This is a genomic window from Marisediminicola sp. LYQ85 (assembly GCF_046600695.1).
In the GTDB taxonomy this organism is placed as follows: domain Bacteria; phylum Actinomycetota; class Actinomycetes; order Actinomycetales; family Microbacteriaceae; genus Marisediminicola.
The window spans coordinates 639,994-663,932 of the sequence record NZ_JBKIWO010000002.1; the positions used below are offsets into that span (position 1 = coordinate 639,994).

24 protein-coding genes are annotated in these 23,939 nt (G+C 68.4%); 8 read left to right on the forward strand and 16 right to left on the reverse strand.

Annotation, left to right across the window (positions count from 1 at the left end; genetic code table 11):
* Positions 1–46 precede the first annotated feature (46 nt).
* Positions 47–1,717 (reverse strand): AAA family ATPase, encoded by a 1,671-nt coding sequence (locus ACLHG5_RS11430; RefSeq protein ID WP_411318912.1) that lies wholly within the window; start codon positions 1,715–1,717, stop codon positions 47–49.
* A gap of 463 nt (positions 1,718–2,180) precedes the next feature.
* Between ACLHG5_RS11430 and ACLHG5_RS11435 the strand changes: the two genes are divergently transcribed.
* Both ACLHG5_RS11435 and cls read left to right on the forward strand, forming a co-directional pair.
* Positions 2,181–2,591 (forward strand): MerR family transcriptional regulator, encoded by a 411-nt coding sequence (locus tag ACLHG5_RS11435; protein ID WP_411318913.1) that lies wholly within the window; start codon positions 2,181–2,183, stop codon positions 2,589–2,591.
* A gap of 177 nt (positions 2,592–2,768) precedes the next feature.
* On the forward strand, positions 2,769–4,256 hold the full coding sequence (gene cls / locus ACLHG5_RS11440) for a cardiolipin synthase (RefSeq protein WP_411316618.1): 1,488 nt from the start codon (positions 2,769–2,771) through the stop codon (positions 4,254–4,256).
* A 42-nt stretch (positions 4,257–4,298) separates the two neighbouring features.
* On the opposite strand, the gene ACLHG5_RS11445 is transcribed toward cls, so the two are convergent.
* From ACLHG5_RS11445 to ACLHG5_RS11465, 5 genes are all read right to left on the reverse strand, one after another.
* Entirely contained in the window at positions 4,299–4,610 is a 312-nt protein-coding gene (locus ACLHG5_RS11445; protein ID WP_411318914.1) for an AzlD domain-containing protein, read from the reverse strand.
* A complete protein-coding gene (locus ACLHG5_RS11450; RefSeq protein WP_411318915.1) occupies positions 4,607–5,317 on the reverse strand; it encodes an AzlC family ABC transporter permease in 711 nt (236 codons plus the stop codon). The genes ACLHG5_RS11445 and ACLHG5_RS11450 overlap by 4 nt, the downstream gene beginning before the upstream one ends.
* 135 nt (positions 5,318–5,452) lie before the next feature.
* On the reverse strand, positions 5,453–6,163 hold the full coding sequence (locus ACLHG5_RS11455; protein WP_411318916.1) for a hypothetical protein: 711 nt from the start codon (positions 6,161–6,163) through the stop codon (positions 5,453–5,455).
* Positions 6,160–7,065, reverse strand: a complete 906-nt coding sequence (locus ACLHG5_RS11460; protein ID WP_411318917.1) for an ABC transporter ATP-binding protein — start codon at positions 7,063–7,065, stop codon at positions 6,160–6,162. The genes ACLHG5_RS11455 and ACLHG5_RS11460 overlap by 4 nt, the downstream gene beginning before the upstream one ends.
* Positions 7,062–7,469, reverse strand: coding sequence for a GntR family transcriptional regulator (locus tag ACLHG5_RS11465; protein ID WP_411316613.1), 408 nt, complete (start codon positions 7,467–7,469; stop codon positions 7,062–7,064). Before ACLHG5_RS11465 ends, ACLHG5_RS11460 begins: the two co-directional genes overlap by 4 nt.
* Before the next feature lie 126 nt (positions 7,470–7,595).
* Between ACLHG5_RS11465 and ACLHG5_RS11470 the strand changes: the two genes are divergently transcribed.
* Entirely contained in the window at positions 7,596–7,958 is a 363-nt protein-coding gene (locus tag ACLHG5_RS11470; RefSeq protein ID WP_411318918.1) for a hypothetical protein, read from the forward strand.
* On the opposite strand, the gene ACLHG5_RS11475 is transcribed toward ACLHG5_RS11470, so the two are convergent.
* The gene (locus ACLHG5_RS11475; RefSeq protein WP_411316611.1) at positions 7,955–8,476 is read right to left on the reverse strand and encodes a hypothetical protein; all 522 of its coding nucleotides are present in this window, start codon (positions 8,474–8,476) and stop codon (positions 7,955–7,957) included. The two genes, ACLHG5_RS11470 and ACLHG5_RS11475, sit on opposite strands and share 4 nt — an antisense overlap.
* Before the next feature lie 32 nt (positions 8,477–8,508).
* Between ACLHG5_RS11475 and ACLHG5_RS11480 the strand changes: the two genes are divergently transcribed.
* The 3 genes from ACLHG5_RS11480 to ACLHG5_RS11490 are packed head-to-tail and all read left to right on the forward strand — an operon-like array spanning position 8,509 to position 11,287.
* A complete protein-coding gene (locus ACLHG5_RS11480) occupies positions 8,509–9,696 on the forward strand; it encodes a type III polyketide synthase (protein ID WP_411318919.1) in 1,188 nt (395 codons plus the stop codon).
* Complete coding sequence (locus tag ACLHG5_RS11485) at positions 9,693–10,238, forward strand: isoprenylcysteine carboxyl methyltransferase family protein (RefSeq protein ID WP_411318920.1); 546 nt, start codon at positions 9,693–9,695, stop codon at positions 10,236–10,238. The genes ACLHG5_RS11480 and ACLHG5_RS11485 overlap by 4 nt, the downstream gene beginning before the upstream one ends.
* Positions 10,235–11,287: an NAD(P)/FAD-dependent oxidoreductase gene (locus tag ACLHG5_RS11490; protein ID WP_411318921.1), complete on the forward strand. Its 1,053-nt coding sequence runs from the start codon at positions 10,235–10,237 to the stop codon at positions 11,285–11,287. Before ACLHG5_RS11485 ends, ACLHG5_RS11490 begins: the two co-directional genes overlap by 4 nt.
* A gap of 12 nt (positions 11,288–11,299) precedes the next feature.
* Here ACLHG5_RS11490 and ACLHG5_RS11495 read toward each other — a convergent pair whose 3' ends face one another.
* From ACLHG5_RS11495 to ACLHG5_RS11535, 9 genes are all read right to left on the reverse strand, one after another.
* Positions 11,300–11,959, reverse strand: coding sequence for an HAD hydrolase-like protein (locus tag ACLHG5_RS11495; protein WP_411316607.1), 660 nt, complete (start codon positions 11,957–11,959; stop codon positions 11,300–11,302).
* Entirely contained in the window at positions 11,956–12,546 is a 591-nt protein-coding gene (locus ACLHG5_RS11500; RefSeq protein ID WP_411316606.1) for a histidine phosphatase family protein, read from the reverse strand. Before ACLHG5_RS11500 ends, ACLHG5_RS11495 begins: the two co-directional genes overlap by 4 nt.
* Positions 12,543–13,628: an ABC transporter ATP-binding protein gene (locus tag ACLHG5_RS11505; RefSeq protein WP_411318922.1), complete on the reverse strand. Its 1,086-nt coding sequence runs from the start codon at positions 13,626–13,628 to the stop codon at positions 12,543–12,545. The genes ACLHG5_RS11500 and ACLHG5_RS11505 overlap by 4 nt, the downstream gene beginning before the upstream one ends.
* Positions 13,625–15,358: an ABC transporter permease gene (locus ACLHG5_RS11510; protein WP_411316603.1), complete on the reverse strand. Its 1,734-nt coding sequence runs from the start codon at positions 15,356–15,358 to the stop codon at positions 13,625–13,627. The genes ACLHG5_RS11505 and ACLHG5_RS11510 overlap by 4 nt, the downstream gene beginning before the upstream one ends.
* A gap of 3 nt (positions 15,359–15,361) precedes the next feature.
* On the reverse strand, positions 15,362–16,531 hold the full coding sequence (locus ACLHG5_RS11515) for an ABC transporter substrate-binding protein (protein ID WP_411316602.1): 1,170 nt from the start codon (positions 16,529–16,531) through the stop codon (positions 15,362–15,364).
* 62 nt (positions 16,532–16,593) lie between these two features.
* Positions 16,594–17,427, reverse strand: a complete 834-nt coding sequence (locus ACLHG5_RS11520) for a MurR/RpiR family transcriptional regulator (RefSeq protein WP_411316601.1) — start codon at positions 17,425–17,427, stop codon at positions 16,594–16,596.
* Between the two features lie 128 nt (positions 17,428–17,555).
* Positions 17,556–18,251: an endonuclease NucS gene (gene nucS / locus ACLHG5_RS11525; protein ID WP_411316599.1), complete on the reverse strand. Its 696-nt coding sequence runs from the start codon at positions 18,249–18,251 to the stop codon at positions 17,556–17,558.
* 34 nt (positions 18,252–18,285) lie between these two features.
* A complete protein-coding gene (locus tag ACLHG5_RS11530) occupies positions 18,286–19,533 on the reverse strand; it encodes an MFS transporter (protein ID WP_411318923.1) in 1,248 nt (415 codons plus the stop codon).
* Between the two features lie 10 nt (positions 19,534–19,543).
* On the reverse strand, positions 19,544–20,860 hold the full coding sequence (locus ACLHG5_RS11535; protein WP_411318924.1) for an MATE family efflux transporter: 1,317 nt from the start codon (positions 20,858–20,860) through the stop codon (positions 19,544–19,546).
* 103 nt (positions 20,861–20,963) lie between these two features.
* On the opposite strand from ACLHG5_RS11535, the gene ACLHG5_RS11540 reads away from it, so the two are divergent.
* Together ACLHG5_RS11540 and ACLHG5_RS11545 are read left to right on the forward strand one after the other, a co-directional pair.
* Positions 20,964–22,958: a M13 family metallopeptidase gene (locus tag ACLHG5_RS11540; RefSeq protein ID WP_411318925.1), complete on the forward strand. Its 1,995-nt coding sequence runs from the start codon at positions 20,964–20,966 to the stop codon at positions 22,956–22,958.
* A complete protein-coding gene (locus tag ACLHG5_RS11545; protein ID WP_411318926.1) occupies positions 22,922–23,851 on the forward strand; it encodes a serine hydrolase in 930 nt (309 codons plus the stop codon). The genes ACLHG5_RS11540 and ACLHG5_RS11545 overlap by 37 nt, the downstream gene beginning before the upstream one ends.
* Positions 23,852–23,939: the final 88 nt, after the last annotated feature.

Sequence of the window (23,939 nt, forward strand, 5' to 3'; positions counted from 1 at the left end):
CGAGGGCTGAAACGGTGCAGGCACACCGCCCAGTGCGATCGCCCAGCTACGCGTCAACGCTTGTTTGTAGATCCAGCGCTCGGTCCAGCGCCTCCGCCACTGGCAACCACATCGACGCCCATAACTTGTCTGACTCCGCTTCCGCTCGGCGCTTCAAGGCGTTGCCTACCGATGCTTTAGCTCCGTCCTTGAGACGAAAACGCATCAACGCTCCCGCCGCATCTGTTTGAAATTCATTAAAATTGCCCCGATTGACATCGTGGGCCTCGGCAATCCAGGCGTCCGGAAACAGCCCTTCGATTGCGAATCCATTCCGGACGTAGACGTACTCGCGGTTCGAGTCGAAGGGAACCCCGATATTGCTGAAGTAGGCCGACAAATCGCTCACGGCCTTAACACCTGCGCTATCACCGTCAAACAGGCTCACGGTCGGTTGTTCTTTCCGAAGAATCTCGTAATTTGCTCGGACAAATCCTGCTAGATGCGATGCGCCTCCGCGATCGCTGAAGGTCGCTGCCCGCAACTTAGGCCACTCGCATTTCTCCCACCCGTCAGTCAGCTGTAAGAACCAGCGCATGTACTCGGAATCGGACTGGCCTTCAGTGAGCACAGTCGAGGTCCCGAGTGAGAAGTAATCAGCAAACCGGAGCCCCAGACCTTTTCGTAAAGCCGCCGTCGCTTTCTCGTGTGAGCTATAGGTCTCGATGCCAGTGTTCCCATCCGCATCGAGCGCTGTTCCGACTACGCCCTTGGGGTCGTGTGGAACGAACGCCATGGAATGGCTGGTTACGACTAGCGTCGAGATCTCACCCAAAGTGTCTAGAAGTCGAGTGGCGCTATGAGAAAGCTTCGGGTGCAGGAAAGATTCGGGCTCCTCGACGAGCCAAATCGACCTTATTCCCGATTCGGCTTCCTTTCTGGACACCCAGTGCAACGCGGCCATGAAGGCGAGACTTTGGGTCCCTTGACCCTTCCGCTCAAGCAGCGTTTTGTAAGGATCGCTCAGATAGAAGTCGAACCCGCTCAACATATTCTCGATCGAGCCGCCTTGGAAGCCAAACGTGGCCGTCAGGCCGTCCACGCCGCTCGCGATGAGAGCCTCGGTGATGCTCGTCGATACTTTCGTCAGCTCGCCCTCAATGGTGTCGAGCAGCGGCGTGAGGACATCAACGACTACGCCTCGAATGAATGGATTGAGCACCTCTTCAATCAGCTCACGCATGCTCTTCTCGGACGGAATGAAATGACATCGGAATTCACCTAGGAGATCCATAACCAGCTGCTTCTGTAACCGGCTGATGCTGGTTTGCACGGCACCGTCGCGAGGTCGCTTCTGGTTCGGGAAGAAGTTGTACGTCGGGGTGCCCGAAGGCGAGAACGTCAAGTAAAGCGCGACGCTGTTCCCTGGCCGGTCCAACTCGTACATCGCGTACAACCGATCGAGCTCGGCGTAAAACGACTTATCAGCACTGGCCGGGTCCCCGTCGAAGTACCCAACAATGCTGGTGCGTGCACCCTTGCCTCGAGGCGAGTCATTGGAAACCATGTAGCGATGCTCGTTTTCGTGACCCGTGAAAAGCATCTGCACGGATCGGAGCAAGTTCGTCTTGCCGCTGTTGTTCGGCCCAATGATGGTCAGCGACCTAGTGAGATTCACGAACTGCTCTTGTCCGCCGATCGTCCTGAAATTCTTGACGCGAACACCAGTAAGACGCATGAAGGAAATGTAGCGTGTAGAGCGCTCGTCACTAGTTATCGCGTTGCGCAGCTACCTCGAGGACATGGACTCGACCGCCATTCTTCGAGTCAACTCACCGCAGCGACTTCACCGCGGTCGAGCCCCCTCAAAGATCCCACGACCTCGACGAAGAACAGTGTGACGTTCTCCAGCGACTAGCGTCCTACCCCGTTCGCGAACCGAGCCAGCTCATGTCGATCGGCTTGAACTAACGGTGTCGGCTTCTGCTGGGGAAGACGGTGGAATTCTCGAGCCCTTGCCGTGGAATTGCCCCGGCGACGCTCAAAATAGCGGGCTACCTGACCGGGCATTTCTCAAAAGCTGAACACACCACCACCTCCGAAACGGCTCTGACCAGGTATTCACTGGATCGGAGCCGCTTCTGTTTGCGGGCCACCCATTGTTCCAAGCGCCGATTGGTGGAACGGACGAGAATCGAGCCATGCGCATCGGGGAGCTCTCTGCGAGAACCGGAGTGAGCGTGCGGGCGCTTCGCTATTACGAAGACCAAGGGCTGCTCGCGCCGCGCCGGAACGCTTCGGGGCAGCGTCTCTACAGTGCTGAGCACGAATCCGTCATCGCGACCATCCGGGACCTCCTCGACGCTGGCTTCTGCAGCTCCGTCATCGCGACCCTCCTTCGCGTTGTGGGCGGGTCCGCTTCCGACGATGAACTGGAACGCGCGTTCGATGCGGCCCGGCGTCGTCTCGAGAGCGAGAAACAGGCGATAGATCGGGAGCTGGACATGCTCGCGACTCTTCGGGGCCGATGGGGCCTTGCCCCTCACGTGCGCGTGAGGGGTGAGAGTGGTGATCATGAGCGCATCACCGAGTCCTCGCGCCCCCGGTACTGACACCGTTTCGCTCCCTGAACGCTCGAGTTCAGGGACCAGCGGGCTGGCAAGTGACTTTCTTTCACGAGCTGGAGACCGTGGAGGAGCGCGAGGCCCGCGCGGGGTTCTCCACAGATACTGCCCGTCCGCGGTAGCCCACCGCTACGGGGCGGGCGGGACGCCTGACATGATCGGACCATGAACTGGCGCCGCATCGCGAAGGTCCTCCCGACAGTCGTGCTCGTGGTGGACATCCTCATCAGGGTCGGCGCTGTGGTCACGGTGCCCCGCAATCGGGCGCCGAGCGCGGCGATGGCGTGGTTGCTCGCGATCTTCGTCGCGCCGATTCCGGGGAGCCTCGTCTACGCGGTGCTCGGCACGTCGAAGCTCCCCCGGGACCGGCGGGCGAAGCAGCGGGAGATCAGCGGGCGCATCCAGAAAGCGAGCGCCGAGCTCGTCGCGCCGCGCGAGACATCCGACGACCCGCCCTGGTTCGGGTCTGTCGTGCACCTCAACCACGAGCTCGGGTCGATGCCGCTCGTCGAAGGCAACACGGTGCGGTTGCTGCCCGACTACGAGGAGTCGATCGCCACGATGACCCGGGCGATCGACGACGCCGAGAGCTACGTGCACGTCGAGTTCTACATCTTCGTGCGCGACGACACGACCGCGGACTTCTTCGACGCACTCACGCGGGCGATGGCGCGCGGCGTCACGGTGCGGGTTCTCTACGACCACTGGGCGACGATGCGCAACCCGCTCGGCCGGGCCACCCGTCGGTGGTTGCGCGAGCAGAAGGTTCCTTTCGCCGAGATGCTGCCGTTCCACCCGTTCCGGGGCATGTGGCGGCGGCCCGACCTGCGCAACCACCGCAAGATCGTGGTCGTCGACGGCAGCGTCGCGTTCACGGGCTCGCAGAACATGGTGGATGCGACGTACAACAAGTGGGGCAACATCCGTCGCGGTCTGCGGTGGAAAGACCTCATGGTGCGCCTCGACGGACCGGCCGCGCTCGGCCTCGATGCCCTCTTCGCGACCGACTGGTACAGCGAAACCGACGAGCTGCCGACGAACGGCACCGACACCGACACCGATGGTGACGGCCGCCGGGTGACCCCGATCGCGGGTGCCGACGCCGTCGAGTGCCAGGTGGTTCCGAGCGGACCGGGGTTCGAGGGTGAGAACAATCTGCGTCTCTTCAACGCGCTCGTCTACAGCGCCCAGGAGCGGCTCGTGATCGCGAGCCCCTACTTCGTTCCCGATGACTCGATGCTCTACGCGATCACCACGGCGGCCGAGCGTGGTGTCGATGTGCAGCTCTTCGCGTGCGAGGTCGCCGACCAGTTCGTCGTCTACCACGCGCAGAGGTCGTACTACGAGACGCTCCTCCGGGCCGGCGTGCGCATCTTCCTCTATGAGAAACCGACCGTGTTGCACTCGAAGCACTTCACCGTCGACGACAGCGTGGCCGTGATCGGCTCGAGCAACATGGACATGCGCTCCTTCAGCCTCAACTTCGAGGTGTCGCTCATGGTGCACGGCCGGTCGGTCGTCGACGCCCTGCGGGAGGTCGAGGAGGACTACCGCGCGAAGTCGCGCGAATTGACCCTCGACCGGTGGATGACGCGGCCGGCGGCCGTGCAAGTGCTCGACACGGTCGCGCGACTCACGGCGGCGGTGCAATAGCGCGAACGGGGCGCGGCGAGGGGCGAGCTCAAGCCGCAGCCGTCAGGGAACGCCGAGCAGTCGCAGGGCCGCCGCCGCTGCAGCGCCGACGATGACCACGACGAGAAACGGTGCCTTGAGCCACAGCGCGACGGCGGCCGCCGCGAGGGCGCCGAGGCGCGCATCGAAGGCGAGCGCTTGGCCCGTCGCGACGGTGTTGGCGACGGTGAGTGAGGCGAGCAACCCGATCGTGAGCGCGGCGGCGACGCGGGCCACCCGACGGTTCGTGAGCCACGTGCGCGGCACGAGGTAGCCGAGCAGTTTGGTCAGGTAGGCCGCGACGCACGCGACGATGATCCACACCCACAGGGTCACGACGTCTCCTCCGCGGTTCGAGGTGCGGGGGTCCCGGCGCCCGGGCGGGCCCGCCAACTGAGGATGCCCGCGACCACCGCCGCGACGAGGATCGGGATCCCCGGGGGCACGAGAGGGATCGCGACGACGGTCACGACCGAGCACACGACGGCGATCGCCGCGGCATCCCGCGATTGCAGCCTCGGCCACAGGAGCGCGAGGAAGGCGGCGACGGCGGCACCGTCGAGCCCCCACTGCTTCGGGTCGCCGATCGCTTCGCCCGCGAGCGCGCCGACGATCGTGAACACGTTCCACAGGGCGAAGACGCCGAGACCGGCCACCCAGAACCCGCGGCGCTGCTCGACGGGGTCGGTCTGGCCGGTGCTCGTCGCGAGCGATTCGTCGATCGTCACGTGGGCCGCGACGAACCGTCGCCAGCCGCGCGGATGCACGAGCATATTGAGTTGCATGCCGTAGACGGCGTTGCGGATGCCGAGAAGAGCGGCCGCCCCTGTCGCGGCGATGGGGCTCCCTCCCCCCGCGATCACCCCGATGAACGCGAATTGCGACCCGCCGGAGAAGAGCAGGGCGCTGAGCGCGACGGTCTGCCAGAGGTCGAGCCCCGAGGCGACGGAGAGGGCTCCGAACGAGACGCCGTAGAGACCGGTCGCGACCGCGATAGAGAGGCCGATCCGCACGGCGGGTGAGCGTCGGAAGGCGGTCGGCACCGGACAATCGTAGGCGTCGGCAGGGCGCCGCTCAGCCGGTTCCGGCCCCGGCCCCGGCGCATCGGCGGCCAGCCAGCATCGCCGTGAGGCGCCGCCCCCGGGTGGGGACGACGCCTCGGTGTGCCGTAGCGGCGATCAGCGCACGATCGCCGATCGCAGGAAGAGCCACGTGCCGACGGATGCCGCCGCAGCGACGCCGAGCGCCGCGATTGCGAGCCACCACAGTTCGAACGAGGCGAAGATCTGCTCGGCCGACGGGATCACGACGATGAGTGCGGCGATCACGGCGATGGCCACCGCGGCGCCGAGCACGACCGGCCCTCGCGGTCCGTAGCGCACCCACACGGCGCCGAACGCTCCGCCCGCCGTGAGGAGCGCGAGCGATCCGAGGAACACGATCGGGATGAGCTTCGACAGGTCTCCGGCGCCGAGCACGTTGACGTCGAAGATGTAGAAGTCGGAGAACCAGTGCCCGGTGGCGAGCTCGATGAGCAGCAGGGCGGCGAAGATCACCGTGAGGTAGGCCGACACGATGACGGTCCAGAGCAGCTGACCCGTGACGAACGCCTTGCGGGTCGACCCCATGCCGAGGGCGAAGGGGAAGGTCGTGGCGACCGACTGCACTCCGAGGTAGCCGATGAAGCCCGCGAGGGCGTTGGCGATGCCGGGGTTGTTGCGCGAGCCCTCGATCCACTCGCCGGTGCCGGGAATGCTCCCCGCCCGCCAGAACATGAGGGCGATGAGCACCGACACCACAGCCACGATGGCGGTGATGTAGAGGGGCACCGCGAAGGTGATCTCGCGCTTGTTGAGGTGCAAGCGGGTGGTGGATGCGACGGTGCTCATGCGCTGACTCCTGTTCGTGACTCGGTGGGCGCGGCGTCGTTCGCGCCGTAGGCGGCGACGATCTCGGAGAGGGATGCGGGCGCGAGCTGCACGCCGAGGTGGTCGGCGTCGTCGCGCATCACGGCGTCGAGGGCTCCGGCGACGGTGACGGAGGCGAGGCCCCCGACGCGCTGCGTGCGCAGGACGGTGCGGGTCGCGGCGAACCTCTCGACCGCCTCGGTCACCCCGCTCACCTGCACGGCCAAACGGTGCGACTCGTCGTAGGCGCTCTCGACCACGACCTTTCCGCGATCGATGATGACGACGCGATCGAGGAGGTTCTCCGACTCCTCGATGAGGTGGGTCGAGAGCAGTACGGTGCGCGGGTGCTCGTCGAGGTCGCGGAGGAGGGCGTCGTAGAAGATGCCGCGGGCCGTCACATCCAGGCCCAGGTAGGGCTCGTCGAGAAGCGTGACGGGCGCCCTCGACGCGAGACCGAGCACGATCGCGACGGCCGAGAGCTGCCCTCGGGAGAACTTCTTGATCGCCGTCTTCTCGGGGATGCGCAAGGTGTCGAGCAGCGAGCCGGCGACCTCGTCACTCCAGTGGGGCGCGAAGTGCGGGGCGATGCGCAGCACGTGGCGCAAGCGGTAGTCGTCGGGATAGCGCTGGTTGTCGCGCACGTAGCTGATGTTCTCGAGGGTCGGTCCGTGTTCGAACGGAGCGTGACCGAGCACCTCGACCGAGCCGGAGGTGGGGCGGTCCTGCCCCGCGATGATCGACATGATCGTGGTCTTGCCGGCACCGTTGCGCCCGAGGAGCCCGCAGATGGAGCCCTGGGGAACGGTGAAACTCACGTCGTCGAGAGCGGTGGTGCGACCGAAGCGTCGGGAGATGCTCCGGATGTCGATGGCGTTCGTCATGAGCGCGCCTCCTCCGGGGTCGTGGGTTCGGATGTCGCGGCCACGGGGGTCGCGGCCTCGCGGGTGATCATGTCGGCGACTTCGCTCGGCGTGATGCCGAGAACGCTCGCTTCGCGCACGAGCGGCGCGACGAACTGGGTGCGGAATTCGGTGCGGCGCAGTTGCCTGAGCCGCTCTCGAGCGCCGGTCGCGACGAACATCCCGACCCCGCGTTTCTTATAGAGAACCTGTTGTTCCACGAGCACGTTGACTCCTTTTCCTGCGGTCGCCGGGTTGATGCGATAGAAGACCGCGAATTCGTTGGTCGACGGCACCGCCGCCTCTTCGGCGTAGGTGCCGGCGACGATGTCGTCGGCGATCCGCGCAGCGAGCTGCTGGAAGATCGGACTCTCGTCGTTGAACATGTCACCTCGTTGGTTGGTTACTTCACTAATGAACCTATTGACCAGAGTCGACCGTGTCAAGTGTCCGACCGAGGATTTATGATCGGCACAGCAGGGCCGGCTGCTCCGGATGCATCAGGAGCGCGAATGCACGTACGGGAGTGGCGGCCACCCTGGCCACCCATCTACCTCGGTGGCGACGAGTGGATCATCATGCGCGACTCAGCTCGCGAACCGGCCGCCGTCGTGCGGGCTCTCCGATTGGGGCCCAGAAACGAACTCTTCTATCGCGTGGTGCGATGGGCGGCGCAGTCGAGTGACCGCGAACTCGTCGGGTACTTTCCCGACCTCGACACGGCGGATCGCGCCGTGCTCTTCACCCCCGAGCTCGCCCGAAGCGAGCTACCGCGGCCCGTGGCCGATCGGCTCGTCGCGCGAGGCGCGACCGGCGACGCCCGACATGACAACACCCCGTGCGCTCAGGCACGGGGTGACGTCGGTGGCTACTAGGCGGGCGACACCGGGGCGAGCAGCCACTTCGAGTTGTCGAACGTGTTCGGGTCGGCGGGGTCGAACGTCAACGGGCGTGACCCGCGCTGCACCGTGAGGCCCTCGGCCTTCGCCGCCTCCTCGATTTGTGCGACGAAGCGCTGCCACTCGGGAAGCCCCTGCGGGAGGCCCATGTACTGCGTCACCGAGGTCACGACGACCTCGCACGACGTTCCGGTGGGGCGCACCTCGATGACCACGTCGTCTTTGGCGGCGAAGTTGATGCCCCACACCCCCGGGCGCAGTGTCTTGATCGTGCGCTTCTTGGGGATGCCTTCGATGAGGGCGGTCACGCGATCGGCATCGGCGTCGAGGATGACCGAGGTGCTGAACTCCTTGATCAGATCGGGGGTCACGCTGGCCTTGCGGGCCACGCCGTACTCCCGCGTCTTTCTGCGCGCCACTCGCTTGAGCACGTTCAAGGTGATGATGATGATGATGATGCCGACGCCGATGAAGGCGATCTGGAAGTCGCTCATGGTTCCCCCGATTGTGAGTGTGTGGGCCGGCGATGACCTCGCGGCGCAGCCACCAGTGTGGACCAGTGTGGCGGCCCGCTCAATGGGCAGCTCTACCCAGGGCCGAGGGGTGGTGCCGAAGCGCTCGGAACCGCGTGTTACCGTCTCGAATGGCTCGAATCGCGGCGGTTGCAACGGCACTCCCCGAGCACGTGTACCCGCAGGCGGAGATCACCGAGACGATCGGGTCGATCGTCACTCGAGACCGCTCGAAGCGCGCCGTGCTCGACCGCTTGCACCAGTCCAGTCGGGTCGACACGCGGCACCTGGTCATGCCGCTCGAGCGCTATCTCGACCCGCAGACGTTCACCCAGTCGAACGACATGTTCATCAAGATCGCCGCCGATCTCGCCGAGCGGTCGCTGCGAGAGGCTCTCGCGACCGCGGGGCTCGAACCGGCCGACGTCGACTACGTCATGTTCACCTCGGTCACGGGCATCTCGGCGCCGTCGATCGACGCGCTTCTCGTCGCGCGGCTCGGATTGCGCTCCGACGTGAAACGCGTGCCGATGTACGGCCTCGGGTGCGTCGCGGGGGCGGCAGGCATCGCTCGTGTCGCCGACTACCTCGTCGGCCACCCCGACGACGTCGGTGTTCTCGTCTCGGTCGAGCTGTGCTCGCTCACGTTCCAGCGCGACGACGAGTCGACCGCCAACCTCGTGGCCACGGGGCTGTTCGGCGACGGCGCGGCATCCGTCGTCATGGTCGGCTCGGACCGCGCCGAGCGGATGTCTGCGGCCGGCCCCGAAGTCGTCGACACGCGCAGCCGCATCTATCCCGACACCGAGGAGGTCATCGGGTTCAATGCGAGCGAGACAGGGTTTCGCATCATCCTGACTCCCCGCGTGAGCGAGGTCGTGGAGGAGCATTTCGGCCACGACGTGCGCGCCTTTCTCGCCGACAACGGCAGCACCGTCGACGAGGTGGCCGGGTGGATCGCGCACCCGGGCGGCCCGCGCGTGCTCGAGACGTTCGCGAGCGCCCTCGACCTCACCGACGACGAGCTCGCCATCAGTTGGCGGTCGCTCGCGAGGGTGGGCAACCTGTCGTCGGCGTCGGTGCTGCACATCCTCGCCGATAGCATCGACGAGCTCGACCCGTCGCCCGGTGATCGCACCGTGCTCTTCGCCCTCGGCCCGGGGATCTCGGCCGAACTCGTTCTTCTGGAGTGGCCCGCATGATCGCCTACATCGCCCTCGTTCTCGCCACGGGTGTCGAACGCATCGTCGAACTCGTGATCTCGAAGCGCAACGCGGCGTGGGCGTTCGAGCGCGGTGGTGTCGAGCACGGCCGCGGGCACTTTCCGTCGATGGTCGTGCTGCACACGGGCCTCCTCCTCGCGTGCATCGCCGAGGTCGTGCTGCTCGACCGGCCGTTCATCCCCGGGCTCGGCTGGCCCATGCTCGTCATCGCCCTGCTCTGCCAGGTGGGGCGCTACTGGGTGATCACGGCCCTCGGCCCGCAGTGGAACACGCGCGTCATCGTCGTGCCCGGGCTCGGTCGCGTGACCCGCGGGCCCTACCGCTTCTCGTGGATGCGGCATCCGAACTACATCATCGTGGCGGTCGAGGGCATCGCCCTCCCCCTCGTGCACTCGGCGTGGATCACGGCGATCGTCTTCACCGTGCTCAACGCGATTCTGCTCCTCGGCTTCCGCATCCCCACCGAGAACCGCGCCCTCGCCGCCCTCGACAGGGCGTCTTCGGGGTCCACCCCGACATGAGCCGGAACGCGGATGTCGACGTCGACGTGATCGTCGTCGGCGGTGGGCCGGTCGGGCTCGCGGCCGCGATCGAAGCGCGCCTCGGCGGGCTCACGGTCGCCGTCGTCGAACCGCGCGCGGATGCCATCGACAAGGCGTGCGGCGAGGGGATCATGCCCGGCGCGGTTCCCGCCCTCGCGCGGCTCGGTGTCGTGCCGTCGGGACACCCTTTGCGCGGCGTCGGCTACCGCTCCCCTCGTGCCCGGGTCGACCACAGGTTCCGTGGGCCGGGCGGTCTCGGCGTGCGGCGCACGGTCTTGAGTGCGGCGCTCGCCGAGCGAGCAGAGCGTCTGGGCGTGCACCGCGTCACCGCTCGCGTCGATTCGCTCGAGCAGGACCGCGCGGGGGTCTCGGCGGGCGGGGTGCGTGGCCGATACCTTCTCGGGGCCGACGGACTCCATTCGACGATCCGCAGCCTCATCGGGGTGGAGGTGCCGAGCCCGTCTCGGCAACCGACCGACACTCGCCGGTTCGGATTCCGCCGCCACTTCGCCGTCGCCCCGTGGAGCGACCTCATCGAGGTGCACTTCACGCGAGACGTCGAGGTCTACGTGACCCCCGTCGCCGACGACCTCGTGGGCATCGCCGTGCTCGGGCCCGCCGGCACCGACTTCGCCGCCGCCGTTGCGAGTGTTCCGGAGGTCGCCGACCGCATCGCCGACGCGCAACCCGCTTCGACCCTGCGCGGCGCCGGGCCGTTCCAGCAGCGCACCACGAGACGCTCGTGGGGTCGCGTGATGCTCGTGGGCGACGCATCCGGTTATGTCGACGCCATCACGGGTGAAGGCATCCGCATCGGGCTCGCTCAGGGGCGAGCCGCGATCGCGAGCATCGCCGAGGGCAGGCCGGGCCATTACGAGAGGGCGTGGCGTGAGGCGACACGCGACTTCCGCGTGCTCACGAGCGGACTCGTCGCGCTCGCGACGTCGCCCGCGCGCGGGGCGATCGTGCCCGTCTCAGCCGCCGTGCCGAGAGCGTTCGGCGCGATCGTCGAGCGACTGGCCCGCTAGCCGTCTGGCCCGTTAGCCCCCGAGGATCGCGGCGCGCAGCTCGTCGGGGGTGTCGACGACGCCGACCGAGCCCGCGGCTTCGGCGGGGGATCCGTAGCCCCACGACACGAAGAGCGTCGGAACCCCGTGCGCGGCGGCACCGTTGACGTCGTGCTCGCGGTCTCCGACCATGATCGGGTTGGAGACATCCGCACCGGAGGCTGACAGTCGCGCGAGGGCCTCGGCGACGACGTCTTTCTTCGCGCTGCGCACCTCGTCGTCCGACGCCCCGGTGAGGAAGTCGAAGTGATGCGCCAGGGCGAAGTGGTCGAGGATGAGCGTCGCCGCACTCTCGGGTTTCGACGTCGCGAGCGACACCGGGAGTGGGCTCGACGCCACGGCTTCGAGCACCGCGGGCATGCCGTCGTACACGCGGCTGTCGTAGAGACCCGTCGCGACGTAGTGCGTGCGGTAGACCGAGAGGGCGTGGCGCGACTGCTGTTCGTCGAACCCCGCGAAATCGCGGAACGAGTCGAGCATCGGCGGGCCGACGTAGCGCAGCAGGTCGGCAGGCGAGGGCACCGGAAGCGCGAGCTGCTCGAACATCCACGCGAGGCTCGAGGTGATGCCGGGCGCCGAATCGGTGATGGTGCCGTCGAGGTCGAAGAGCACGCACGAGTATGGAGAAGTCATCGCGTCGAGCTTATGGGCAATGCGATGTGCGGCGTCCAGTTGTAGAGAGCGAGCCGGCCGGACCTCGGGGAGTCCAGGTCGACGACCGTCACGCTCGCGGGCGACACGGCGACGAGCGACCCCGTGTCGAGCCCGACCACGAGGTCGAGCACGCTGCGGATGACGCCGCCGTGCGTCACGACGAGAACCGGCTGTCGGGCACGCGAGAGGGCCTCGAGGGCGGAGAGCACGCGCGTGTGCACGGAGTCACGCTCCTCCCCTCCGGGAGGAAAGGTGCGCCCGCGGCGCCACTGCACGTAGTCGTCGCCGAGGTCGCCGGGCAGGCAGCCCTCCCAGTCACCGAGACCCGCTTCGGCCCACCGGGGGTCGACGTCGGGGGAGTGGAAACCGAGGGTCGCCGCCGTCGTGACCGCGCGTGCCTGAGGGGAGCAGACGACCGTTCCGGGAGAGAGGGCCTCGACGGCGGGCGCCAGCGCGCGGGTCTCGGCGAAGCCCGAGGGCGAGAGGTCGATGTCGATCGACCCCTGCAAGCGGCCCTCGTCCGTCCACTCGGTGGATCCGTGACGCACGAGGATGAGCCGTGTCACGCTCCCACCCGCTCGACGCGCGCGCCCGACCCGTCGAAGAGGGCGACCGGAGCCGAGGGGAGTTCGAGAGTCACGCGCTCGCCCGCAGTCATCCGCTCCTCGAGAACGATCGCGAGCGTCTGGCGCCCTGAGACCCCGGAGACGAGGTGGCGTCCGGCGAGAGGCGTCGACTCGACGACCTCGAACGGGATGCCGGATGCGCCGGGTGCAGCCACGCGGATCGAGTCGGGACGATACATCGCCGTGACCGGAGACCCCTCGGCCGCGGAGGCCGGGGCCGGGCCGACGACGAACCCGTCGCGGTCGAGCGAACCTGCGCGCACCGTGCACTCGAGCAGCACGGCGGGCGGGGTGCCGACGAACGAGGCGACGAACGCCGTGCGCGGGTGCTCGACGAGAGCCTCGGGAGTGTCGAACTGCTCGACCCTCCCGTTGTTCATGACCGCGACGTGCGTGGCCATCGCGAGAGCCTCGATCTGGTCGTGGGTGACGTAGACGCTCGTGGCGCCGGTGGCCCGGTGCACCCTCACGAGCTCCGCGCGCATCTCGACCCGCAGGCGCGCGTCGAGGTTGGAGAGGGGCTCGTCGAAGAGCAGAACGGGTGGGCGAGGCGCGATCGTGCGCGCGATCGCGACGCGCTGCTGCTGGCCCCCGCTGATCGACGACGGCGACCGGTCGGCGAGGTCGGAGATCTCGAGCAGGGCGAGCACCTCGTCGACCCTCGCGGCACGGTCGGCTTTCGACCACTTCGCGACCTGCAGGGGCCACTCCACGTTGGCGCGCACGCTCATGTGGGGCCACAGCGCGTAACTCTGAAAGACGAGACCGGCTCCGCGGCGGCCCGGGGGCATGAACGTGCCCGCGTCACCGTCGGCGACGGTGCGCTCGCCGAAACGGATGCTTCCCGTGGTCGGGTTCTCGAGCCCCGCGAGCATGCGCAGGGTCGTCGTCTTTCCGCACCCCGAGGGCCCGAGCAGAACGACGAAAGAGCCCGCGGGGATGTCGAGGTCGACGTCGCTCACGGCGGTCGCATCGCCGAAGGTCTTGCCGATACCGGCGAGGGTCAGGGTCGTGTCGGTCATCGTTCCATCCAGGGTTGGGAGGCGCCTTGCAGTCGCCGGGCGAGAAGGGTCGCGAGCACCGAGATCACGGCGATGATGACCGTGATCGCGTTCGCGAACTGGGTGAAGCCGTCGGAGGCGTAGCGGTAGGTCAGCACCGAGAGCAGCGGCGTCGCGGGGGTCGCGAGCAACACGACGAGGGAGAGGTCGCGCACCATCGTGACGAACACGAGGATGGCGCCCCCGACGATGCCGGGAGCAGCGAGCGGGAGCAGCACCCTCCTCGCTCGCTGCAGCATGGTCGCGCCGGTCATCACGGCCGCCTCCTCGAGGTCGGCCGAGATCTGCCCGAGGGCTACGCGCGAGGTCTGGTAGGCGAACGGGAGGCTCGCGGCGGTTCCGGCGACGAGCAGGATGCCGAGCGTGCCGTAGAGCGACGGGAACGGTCCGATCGGTGCGCCGAACTGCGCGATGAACGCGGCCCCGAGGGCGATGCCCGGGATGAGGAAGGGCACGAAGCTCAAGAAGCCGATCGTTCCCGTGATGACGGGGGCTCCCCGCAATCGCGTCGTCACGTAGCTCGCCGCGAGGCCGACGAGGATCGCGCACACCGCGACGCCCGCGCCGAGCGCGATCGTCGAGATCGTGGCATCCACCACCACGGGGTTGGCGAGAACACCGCTCTGGCCCTGCGCGATCGAGGGGTCGGATTCGCCCACCCAGAAGTGGGTCGTGAGGCCTCCCGCGAAGGAGTTGGTTCGCCGCGTGAAAGTGCTCACGACGAGCACGATCGCGGGCACGATCGTCGTCGCGCCGACGATCGCCGACGCGATCGCGAAGAGCGGCCATTTCCACGGTCCGGAGTCGAATCGGCGCCCGCGGGAACTCTTGCCGGTGATGGTCTCGAACGATCGCTTGCGGGTGACCGAGGTGCCCGCCCACAGCACGAGGGCGGCGACCGCGACGAGCACGATCGAGAGCACGTAGCCCCGCACGGTGTCGCCCGTGGCGATCGCTCCGTAGAGGCGCGTGCTCAGGGTCTGGAATCGCACGGGCAGGCCGAGCAGCGCGGGCACCGCGAAGTTGCTGACCCCCTCGGCGAAGGCGAGGAGGGCTCCCGAGATGATCGCGGGAGCCACGACGGGGAGCGCGATGCGCAAGGCGATGCGCGACCGGGATGCCCCCGTCATCTCCGCCGCCGCGATGAGGTCGCCGCCGACGGAGGCGAGGGATGCCGCGATGAGCACGAACGAGAGCGAGTAGTAGTGCGCCCCGAGGGTGAGGATGATCGGCAGCGTGCCCCACGAGAGCGCGTCGGGCACGGCGATGCCGAACGAGGTGAGCAGTCCGCTCGTGCCGCCGAGGCGGTCGTTACGGAAGACGGTCTCCCACGAGAGGGCAATCGCGAAACTGGGGAGCGCGAACGGGATGGTCGCGAGGGCGCCGATGGTGCGGCGCCCCGGAACGTCGGTGAGCACGACGATCCAGGCGAGGAGGCCCCCGACGACGCTCGAGAACACGGCGGTGCCGAGCCCGACGAGCACGGAGTTGCCGAGCGGGGTCCAGAGCAGGTTGCGGGAGAGGGGGCTCGCGACGACTTCGGGCCACGTCGACGACGCCCCCGGCGCGAGGGTGCTCGCGACCAGTCCGCTGAGCGGACTGATCACGAGCACCGCGAGGATGCCGAAGACTGCGACGGCGAGCAGAGCGGTGGGTTGGCGTACCCACGCGAGCGGGCGAGGCAGTCTCATCGACTATTCGATCGTGAGGAGGAGGTCGGAGATCGCGTCGCGAGCGGCAGCGGTGCGCTCGGGCTCGATGATCCAGCCGCCGAGTTCGTCGAGGCTCACGGCGTCGGACGGCGCCTCCATGTCGGTGCGCGTCGGATAGTCGCCTCCCACATAGAACGGCTCGTATGCGGTGCCTCCCGTCGGGCTGTCGTCTCCCATGAGGAAGTCGATGAAGAGGCGGGCGGCGGCGGGGTTCTCGGCCTCGGCCGTGATGCCGAGAAGAGCGGGGAAGACGATTCCGGGTGCGGGCTCGACGTCGGTCGCGACCTGCAGGGCCCAGCCCTCGTCGTCGTTGTCTCGACGGTCGGAGTACGACGTGAAGCCCACGGGCGGGTCTGTCTGTCCGGTCGCGCCGATCGACGCGTTCACGGTGTCGGTGTCGTCGACGAGGATCACGTCGTTGGCATAGAGGTCGGCGATCCACTGCTGGCCGGCGTCGGCGATACCCGCATCGAGCTCGATCTCGGTGCCGAAGAGCGACTCGTGCGCGTCGGCCATCTCGTCGGCGCGAAGCGACATCTCGGTCATGAGGTCGAGGTAGTCGCCGCGCACGGTCGGGTCGACCATGATGACGCGGCCCTGCCACTCGGGCTCGGTGAGCTCCCACAGGTTCGTGACGGGCGGGCCGTCGGGGTTCGCCTCCTCGTTGTACATGAGCACCTTGGTCGAGAGACGGTTCGCCACGAGGGGCGTCGTGTACTCCTCGGGGAGTGACTCACGCACTCGCTCGGGCACGTAGGGGGTGAGGATGCCCGACTCGACGAGTTCGGTGAACACGACGGGGGCGTCGGAGATGTAGGCGACGTCGGCCGTGGAGCTGCCCGCTTGGCTCTCGGCGGTGAGCCTCGAGATCTGCTCCGTCGCGCTGAGGTCTGTGGCGACGAGGTCGATGCCGGGGTACTGCTCCTCGAACGCGCCCTCGACCGAGGCGATGCGGCTCGTGAACGAGTAGACGACGACCTCGCCCTCCTCCTCGGCGAGTTCTGTCAGCTCCTCGATGCTCATCTCGTCGAGGGCGGAGGTGTCTGCCGCGGCGGGGCCGGCCGCGGTCGGAGTGCCCCCGCCGCACGCGGCGAGGACGAGGACGAGGGGAACGAGCGCGAGGGGCGCGAGTCGAGCGGTTGATCGGGGCATGGCGGATCCTTCTCTGGTCGGAGGGTCTGGCGGGGTAGGGAGGGTCGAGTGGGCGGAGGTGACTACACGTCGAAGTGGTCGAAGAGGTGGGCGAGCCGATCGAGCGAGCGGAGGGATGACTCGGGGGCGCTCCGCGCGATCGTGAGAACGAGGGCGTTGACGATCGTCATGGGCACGATGAGCGAGAGGAACTCGCCCGCCGGTCCGCGAGGTGCCGCGAGCACGGTCGTGGGTGCGGGGAGGATGCCGAGGAGGGTGTCGGTCACGAGCACGGTCGGCGCGCCGACATCCGCAGCGAGGGTCAAGAGCGGAACGAGCGGCTGCGGGGAGCGCCGGAAGGCGAAGGCGAGCACGAGGTCGTCGCTCGCGAGAGTGAGAGCACCCTCGGCGAGGTCGCGGTTCGACCCCACGAGCGAGACGACGTCGACCCCGAATCGCTGCAGTCGGCGAGCGAGGAGGTCGACGAGGATGCTCGCGTTGCCCTGCCCGAACAGGTAGACCGTTCGGGCGAGCAGGATGCGTTCGGCCGTCGAATCGAGGGCGGCCTGGTCGAGGTGGGTCGGGAGGCTCGCGAGAGCCGCGGTCTCGTCGTCGACGAATCGTGAGACGAGGTCGCCGTCGTCAGTGCGGTCGAGTCGGCCCTTCACGCGCTGCGACGGACCCTCGTTGTCGAGGTAGTCCTGGCGCAGGGCCTCCCGGAAGGCCGGATAGCCGGCGAAACCGAGTCGCTGAGCGAGGCGGGTGGCCGACGCTTCGTGCAGGCCGAGCGGGTGGGTGAGGTCTTGCGCGCGCCAGAACGCCGCTTCGGCGGGGTGCACGAAGAGCACGTCGAGCAGCCGCCGGTCGGTCGGCGTGAGCTCGTGAGCTTTCGCTTCGACGATCTGTTTGATGAACACGCTCGGACGCTATTCGCAAAATCACTTGCGTTTCAGGCAAGTGCGGCAAGTTCGCTTGCTGTTCACCGAAGCGTCGACCGGTGTCTCACTGGCGGGCCGGATCGCCCCGATTTCGCAGGGCGCCGGCGTCAGAACAGGCGGGAGTGGCTGTCGTCGAGTCCGCGCATCGCGTCGTAGTCGAGGGTCACGCAGCGGATGCCCCGGTCGGTTGCGAGGGTGCGCGCCTGCGGTTTGATCTCCTGCGCGGCGAAGACCCCGGTCACCGGCGCGAGCAGAGGGTCGCGATTCATGAGCTCGAGGTAGCGCGTGAGCTGTTCGACACCGTCGATGTCGCCGCGTCGTTTGATCTCGACCGCGACCGAGGCGCCCGTGGCATCCGTCGCGAGGATGTCGACGGGGCCGATCGCGGTCATGTATTCGCGGCGCACGAGGCGATAGTCGTCGCCGAGGATGTCGATGTTGTCGGCGAGGAGCTTCTGCAGGTGGGCCTCGACGCCGTCTTTCTGCAGCCCCGGGTCGATGCCGAGCTCGTGCGACGAGTCGTGCAGAACCTCGTGAATGGAGATGACGAGGATGTCTGCGGTCTTCGCCTGGGTCACGCGCCAGGTTTCGACGACCCCGGCTTCGGTCTGTGCCTCGTCGGGCTCGACGATCGCGAGTGAGCACGGCGGGCTCATCCAGTTGAGCGGCTTGTAGCTCAGGGAGTCGCTGTGCACGAGCACGCTGCCGTCGGCTTTGAGCAGGAGCAGGCGGGTGGCGAGAGGCAGATGAGCGCTCAAGCGACCCGCGTAGTCGACGGAACACCGGGCTATGACAAGACGCACCCCTCGAGGGTAGTTGACGCCGCTCGGCCCGAGGTCACGGCCGAAGGGTCACCGGCGCGCGGGGTTCGCGCGCGGCCCCCGACACGACCCCCGCGACGGCGACGAGCACGAGAACGAGCAGGAGCGCCCCGAGGATGCCGACCTGCTCGCCGATGAGCCCGATGACGGGCGGACCGACGAGGAACGCGATGTATCCGATCGTCGCGACGGCACTCACGCGCGCGGCGGCGGTGCGCGCGTCGTCGGCGGCCGCCGACATCCCGACCGGAAAACCGAGTGAGGCGCCGAGGCCCCACAGCACGACACCGACGATCGCGACCCACGTGATCGGCGAGAAGATGAGCACGAGGAGGCCGATCGCGGCGAGCACCGCAGACACGCGCAGCACCGGCACGCGGCCGAATCTGTCGAGCACGCGCACGCCGAGCAATCGGCCCGCCGTCATCGCGGTGACGAACACCCAGAACACGAACGCGCCCGTCGGCTCGTCGGTGTCGTGCCCCTCGACCATCGCGTAGGCGAGCCAGTCGTTGGCCGAGCCCTCGGCGAACGCCATGCCGAGCACGATGAGCCCGATGAAGATCGTGCGGGGGTCGCGCCAGATGGCGAGGCGCGCGCGCCAGTCGACGGCGGGTTGTTCGGCAGCGGCCGCCGCGGTCGCGGCATCCGCGCCATGGAGGATCGTCTCCGACTGCACCGCGGGGATGACGATGATCGACGCGACGATCATGAGCACGGCGACGGCTCCGATGTGCACGGTCAGCGGGATCGCGAGTAGCTCGGCGAGAGCGGCGAGGGCGGCGCCGCCCATCGTGCCGAAGCTGAAGAAGGCGTGGTAGATCGGCATCATCGTGCGGTCGATGACCCGCTCGTTGGCGGCGCCCGACACGTTCATCGCGACATCGCACGTGCCCATGCCGGCGCCGTAGATCGCGAGCCCCGCGAAGGTGACAGCGAAGCTCGTGAGGGTCGTGGCTCCGACGGCCGCGATCGCGAGACCGAGGGGAGCGAGGAGGAGTGTCCACCTCATGACGGCGCGCGCCCCGAAGAGGGCGACGAGGTGGCCGGATGCGAGGATCCCCACGATCGACCCGATCGCGAGCCCGAACAGCAGCACGCCCACATCCGCGGTCGACAGGTCGAGCGACGAACTCACGGCGGGGATGCGCGCGGCCCAGCTCGCGAGACCGAGTCCGCACAGCGCGAAGACGACGAAGAGCGAGTTGCGCCATGCCCTCACATCGCGGGAGCTGAGAGCGGGGGGCGGGGCGGGGAGCGTCACGGGGTCAACGCTAGCCCGCGCCCGCGACGATCCAGCGCTCGGAGCGTGCCCGCCACCCGAGGGTCACGGCGCGTGCCGCGATGTAGCCGATGCCGAACGCCGCCCACACGGCCGTGATGCTGCCGGTCGCCGCGGCGAGAGCGAGGAGGGGGAGGTAGACCGCGAGGTTCGCGACGCCCGTGATCGCGAGGTACTTCGCGTCACCCGCGCCGATGAGCACCCCGTCGAGCACGAACACGATGCCCGCGATCGGCACACCGACCCCCATCACGAGCATCACGGGCGGGAGGGCCGCGAGCACACCGGGGTCGGTCGTGAACACGAAACCGGCGAGGGGGGCGAGGGCGGCGACGGCGAGCCCGAGACCGGCCCCCCACCACAGCCCGAGCACCACGAGTCGTCGCGTCACGGCTTTCACGCGCGCGACATCCGACGCCCCGAGCCCGTGCCCGATCATCGCCTGCCCGGCGATCGCGAGGGCGTCGAGAGCGAACGCGAGCGTCGAGAAGAGGGTCATGGCGATCTGTAGCGTCGCGAGCGACGTGACGCCGAGGCCCGTGCCGACGACGACGGTCGCGAGAAGGGCTGCGCGCAAGCTCGCGGTGCGCACGAGCAGCCAGCCCCCGGATGCCGCGGCCGAGGTGACGCCGCCGAGTCCGGGCCCGAGGCCCACACCCACCGATCGCGCGGCACGCACGGCGATCGCGAGGTAGACGGCGGCCATGCCCCACTGCGCGATGATCGTGCCGATCGCCGAGCCCGCGATGCCGAGCCCGAAACCGTAGATGAGCACGGCGTTGAGCACGGCATTGGCCGCGAAACCCGCCCCCGCGATCACGAGCGGGGTCACCGTGTTCTGCAGGCCGCGCAGCAACCCCGTCGCGGCGAGCACGAGGAGCATCGCCGGGAGCCCCCACACCGAGATGGTCAAGTAGGTCGTCGCCGCGGTCGCGACCTCGGCACTCGCTCCGAACGCGTCAACGAGAGGCGCGGCCGTGGGCAGGCCGACCGCGACGAGCACGACACCCACGAGAGCCGCGAGCCACAGCCCGTCGATGCCCGCACGGATCGCACCCGGGCGATCGCCCGCGCCGAGCCGGCGAGCGACCACCGGCGTCGTCGCGTAGGCGAGGAACACGAGCAGCCCGACGACGGTCTGCAGGATGGCGCTCGCGATGCCGAGCCCGGCGAGCGGAACGGCGCCGAGGCGTCCGACGAGAGCCGTGTCGGTGAGGAGGAACAGTGGTTCGGCGATGAGAGCGCCGAGGGCCGGGAGCGCGAGCCTGCGGATGTCGCGGTCGAGCGGATTGCGGGCGCGACGCGGCATCCGACCACGCTACTGCGCAGCGGTGACGGACGAGGCGCGGGAGGCTCCCGACGGCCCCGCACGGCCAGGAATCGTGTCACGGGCCGGGCATAGGCTTTCGGTCATGAGCGCAGACACCCCCCTCAGTTCAGGTATCGACCGCGACGAGCTCGACCCCGAGGTGCGGCCGCAAGACGACCTCTTCCGTCACGTCAACGGCAAGTGGATCTCCCGCACCGAGATCCCGTCGGACAAGGCACGCTACGGCTCGTTCTACGTGCTCGCCGAGGCCGCCGAGAAAGCCGTGCAAGACATCATCGTCGAGGCTCAAGACGCCGAGGCGGGCACCGAGGAGCGCAAGTTCGGCGACCTCTACGCGAGCTTCATGGACCACGACCGCATCCAGAAGCTCGGCGCCTCGCCGCTCGAACCGTTGCTCGCCGAGGTCGCCGAAGTCGACTCGGTGACGTCGTTCCTCCGGACGCTCGGCAGGCTCGAGCGCAAGGGCACCGCGGGGCTCTTCCAGCTCTTCGTCGACAACGACCCGGGCGACCCCGAGCGCTACCTCGTCTTCGTCGAGCAGGGTGGTCTCGGGCTGCCCGACGAGTCGTACTACCGCGAGGAGAAGTTCGCCGAGGTGCGCACGAAGTACCGCGCGTTCCTCGAGACGATGTTCGGTCTCGCGGGCCTCGACGATGCCGCGGCCCGTGCCGAGCGCGTCGTCGCCCTCGAGACCGCGCTCGCCGCCGCGCACTGGGACAACGTGCGCACGCGAGACAGCCAGGCGACCTACAACCCGATGACGTGGGCGGATGCCGCGGCGCTCGCCGCGGGCGCCGACCTCGACGTGTGGCTCGACGCGCTCGATGCCCCCGCCGACGCGTTCGCCGAGGTCGTGGTGCGCGAACCGAGCTTCATGACGGGAGCCGCCGAGCTGCTCGCCTCCGCTGATTCCCCCGAGGGTGCCGGTGCCGGCACCCTCGACGCCTGGAAGGACTGGCTCTCGTGGCAGGTGATCCGCTCGAACGCGGCCTACCTCTCCGACCCCTTCGTCGAGGCGAACTTCGACTTCTACGGCCGCACCCTCACGGGCACCCCCGAGATGCGGGCGCGCTGGAAGCGTGGCGTCTCGCTCGTCGAGGGCTCGCTCGGCGAGGCCGTCGGCCGCACCTACGTCGCGCGCCACTTCTCCGAGACGGCCAAGCAGAGCATGGACGTCCTCGTCGAGCATCTCGTCGAGGCCTACCGCCAGAGCATCTCGACCCTCGAGTGGATGACCGAGGAGACCCGGGCCCGCGCCCTCGACAAGCTCGAGAAGTTCACGCCGAAGATCGGCTACCCGGTGACCTGGCGCGACTACAGCTCGCTCGAGATCGACGCCGCCGACCTGCTCGGCAACGTGCGGGCGACGGGGGAGTTCGAGTTCCAGCGCGAGCTCGGCAAGATCGGCAAGCCGCTCGATCGCGACGAGTGGTTCATGACGCCGCAGACGATCAACGCCTACTACAACCCCGGGTTCAACGAGATCGTCTTCCCCGCCGCCATCCTCCAGTTCCCGTTCTTCGACGAGTCGAGGGACGCCGCAGCCAACTTCGGTGCGATCGGCGCCGTCATCGGGCACGAGATCGGTCACGGCTTCGACGACCAGGGCTCGAAGTACGACGGCGACGGCCTCCTCACCGACTGGTGGACGGAGGCCGACCGCGCGTCGTTCGAGAAGCTCACGAGCTCGCTCATCGCGCAGTACGACGCGTTGTCGCCGGCGCAAGTGCCCGGTCACACCGTCAATGGCGCGTTGACCATCGGCGAGAACATCGGCGACCTCGGGGGGCTCGGCATCGCGTGGAAGGCCTACCTCCTGAGCCTCGAGGGGGCGGAGCCTCCCGTCGTCGACGGACTCACGGGGGCGGAGCGCTTCTTCCTCTCCTGGGCCCAGGCCTGGCAGCTCAAAGCGCGCGACGAGGAGGTCATCCGACTCCTCTCGATCGACCCGCACTCGCCCAACGAGTTCCGCTGCAACCAGATCGTGCGCAACATCGACGGCTTCTACGAGGCCTTCGGCGTGACCGAGAGCGACGCCCTGTGGCTCGCACCCGAGGAGCGGGTGACGATCTGGTGAGCCGCGGTCGCGAGCGGCGCGAGCGGATGAGTGCGGAGGCCGCCGGTCACCACCGCGACCCCGCCCCGCCGCGATTCGACCGCAGCTTCGCGGCGTTCGGTTCTCTCGCGCTCGAGGGCGCGTCGGTGTCGGCTCACGCCGTCGACCTGGCGACGGGCGACGATGTGCTCGCGATCGACGAGCGCGTCGTGCTCCCCACCGCGGGCGTCGGGGTGCTCGTGCTCCTCGTCGAGGTGTCGGCCCGCATGACCGCCGACGACACGTGGGGCCACACGATCGTCGACAAGCCGGGTTCGGCCGGGCGCACGGCACCGGGACTGTGGCAGCACATGCAGGCGCCGGCACTCCCGGTGGCCGATATCGCGATGCTCGCGGCATCCGCTCGCGACGCCCTCGCGGTCAACGCGCTCCTCGACCTCGTGGGGCTCGACGCGGTGCGGGCGAGGGCGGATGCTCTCAGCCTCACCCGCACGGCCGTGCTCGACCTCGTGCGCGACGAGCGCGGGCCCGACGACGCCCCGCACGCGACCGTGGGTTCGGCCGCCGAGCTCACGTGGCTCATGACCGCGCTCGCTCGAGGCACCGCCGTCGACCGCGCCACGAGCAGGCGTGTCGTGCGGTGGCTGCGGTCGGGTGTCGACCTGACCCTCGTGGGCGCCGCTTTCGGGGCGGATCCGCTGAGCCACCGCTTCGCCGAGCACGACATCCGCATCGTCAACGCGGTCGGTATCGACGCGGGGGTGCGGTGCGAGACGGGGTGGCTCAGCGGGCCACGCACGCAAGTGGCCTACGCCGCGACGGTGCAGTTCGCCGACACGTCGCTCGCGACGCGTCTCGCCGTGCACCGGGTTCTGCGCACCTTCGGCACCGAACTGCTGGAGTTCGTGGCCTAACCCGCTGCCCGTTTTGCAGGAGACCCTGTTGAACCCGCTCCCCTCGCGGGAGGTCGTGGCCGTTCGGAGGCGCGAACTCCCGCAGTCA

Bases quoted from the DNA above. Each gene is read 5' to 3' on its own strand.
- ACLHG5_RS11430 (WP_411318912.1), bottom strand. From the start codon at position 1,717: ATGCGTCTTACTGGTGTTCGCGTCAAGAATTTCAGGACGATCGGCGGA.
- ACLHG5_RS11435 (WP_411318913.1), top strand. From the start codon at position 2,181: ATGCGCATCGGGGAGCTCTCTGCGAGAACCGGAGTGAGCGTGCGGGCG.
- cls (WP_411316618.1), top strand. From the start codon at position 2,769: ATGAACTGGCGCCGCATCGCGAAGGTCCTCCCGACAGTCGTGCTCGTG.
- ACLHG5_RS11455 (WP_411318916.1), bottom strand. From the start codon at position 6,163: ATGAGCACCGTCGCATCCACCACCCGCTTGCACCTCAACAAGCGCGAG.
- ACLHG5_RS11460 (WP_411318917.1), bottom strand. From the start codon at position 7,065: ATGACGAACGCCATCGACATCCGGAGCATCTCCCGACGCTTCGGTCGC.
- ACLHG5_RS11465 (WP_411316613.1), bottom strand. From the start codon at position 7,469: ATGTTCAACGACGAGAGTCCGATCTTCCAGCAGCTCGCTGCGCGGATC.
- ACLHG5_RS11470 (WP_411318918.1), top strand. From the start codon at position 7,596: ATGCACGTACGGGAGTGGCGGCCACCCTGGCCACCCATCTACCTCGGT.
- ACLHG5_RS11475 (WP_411316611.1), bottom strand. From the start codon at position 8,476: ATGAGCGACTTCCAGATCGCCTTCATCGGCGTCGGCATCATCATCATC.
- ACLHG5_RS11480 (WP_411318919.1), top strand. From the start codon at position 8,509: ATGACCTCGCGGCGCAGCCACCAGTGTGGACCAGTGTGGCGGCCCGCT.
- ACLHG5_RS11485 (WP_411318920.1), top strand. From the start codon at position 9,693: ATGATCGCCTACATCGCCCTCGTTCTCGCCACGGGTGTCGAACGCATC.
- ACLHG5_RS11490 (WP_411318921.1), top strand. From the start codon at position 10,235: ATGAGCCGGAACGCGGATGTCGACGTCGACGTGATCGTCGTCGGCGGT.
- ACLHG5_RS11495 (WP_411316607.1), bottom strand. From the start codon at position 11,959: ATGACTTCTCCATACTCGTGCGTGCTCTTCGACCTCGACGGCACCATC.
- ACLHG5_RS11505 (WP_411318922.1), bottom strand. From the start codon at position 13,628: ATGACCGACACGACCCTGACCCTCGCCGGTATCGGCAAGACCTTCGGC.
- ACLHG5_RS11510 (WP_411316603.1), bottom strand. From the start codon at position 15,358: ATGAGACTGCCTCGCCCGCTCGCGTGGGTACGCCAACCCACCGCTCTG.
- ACLHG5_RS11515 (WP_411316602.1), bottom strand. From the start codon at position 16,531: ATGCCCCGATCAACCGCTCGACTCGCGCCCCTCGCGCTCGTTCCCCTC.
- ACLHG5_RS11535 (WP_411318924.1), bottom strand. From the start codon at position 20,860: ATGCCGCGTCGCGCCCGCAATCCGCTCGACCGCGACATCCGCAGGCTC.
- ACLHG5_RS11540 (WP_411318925.1), top strand. From the start codon at position 20,964: ATGAGCGCAGACACCCCCCTCAGTTCAGGTATCGACCGCGACGAGCTC.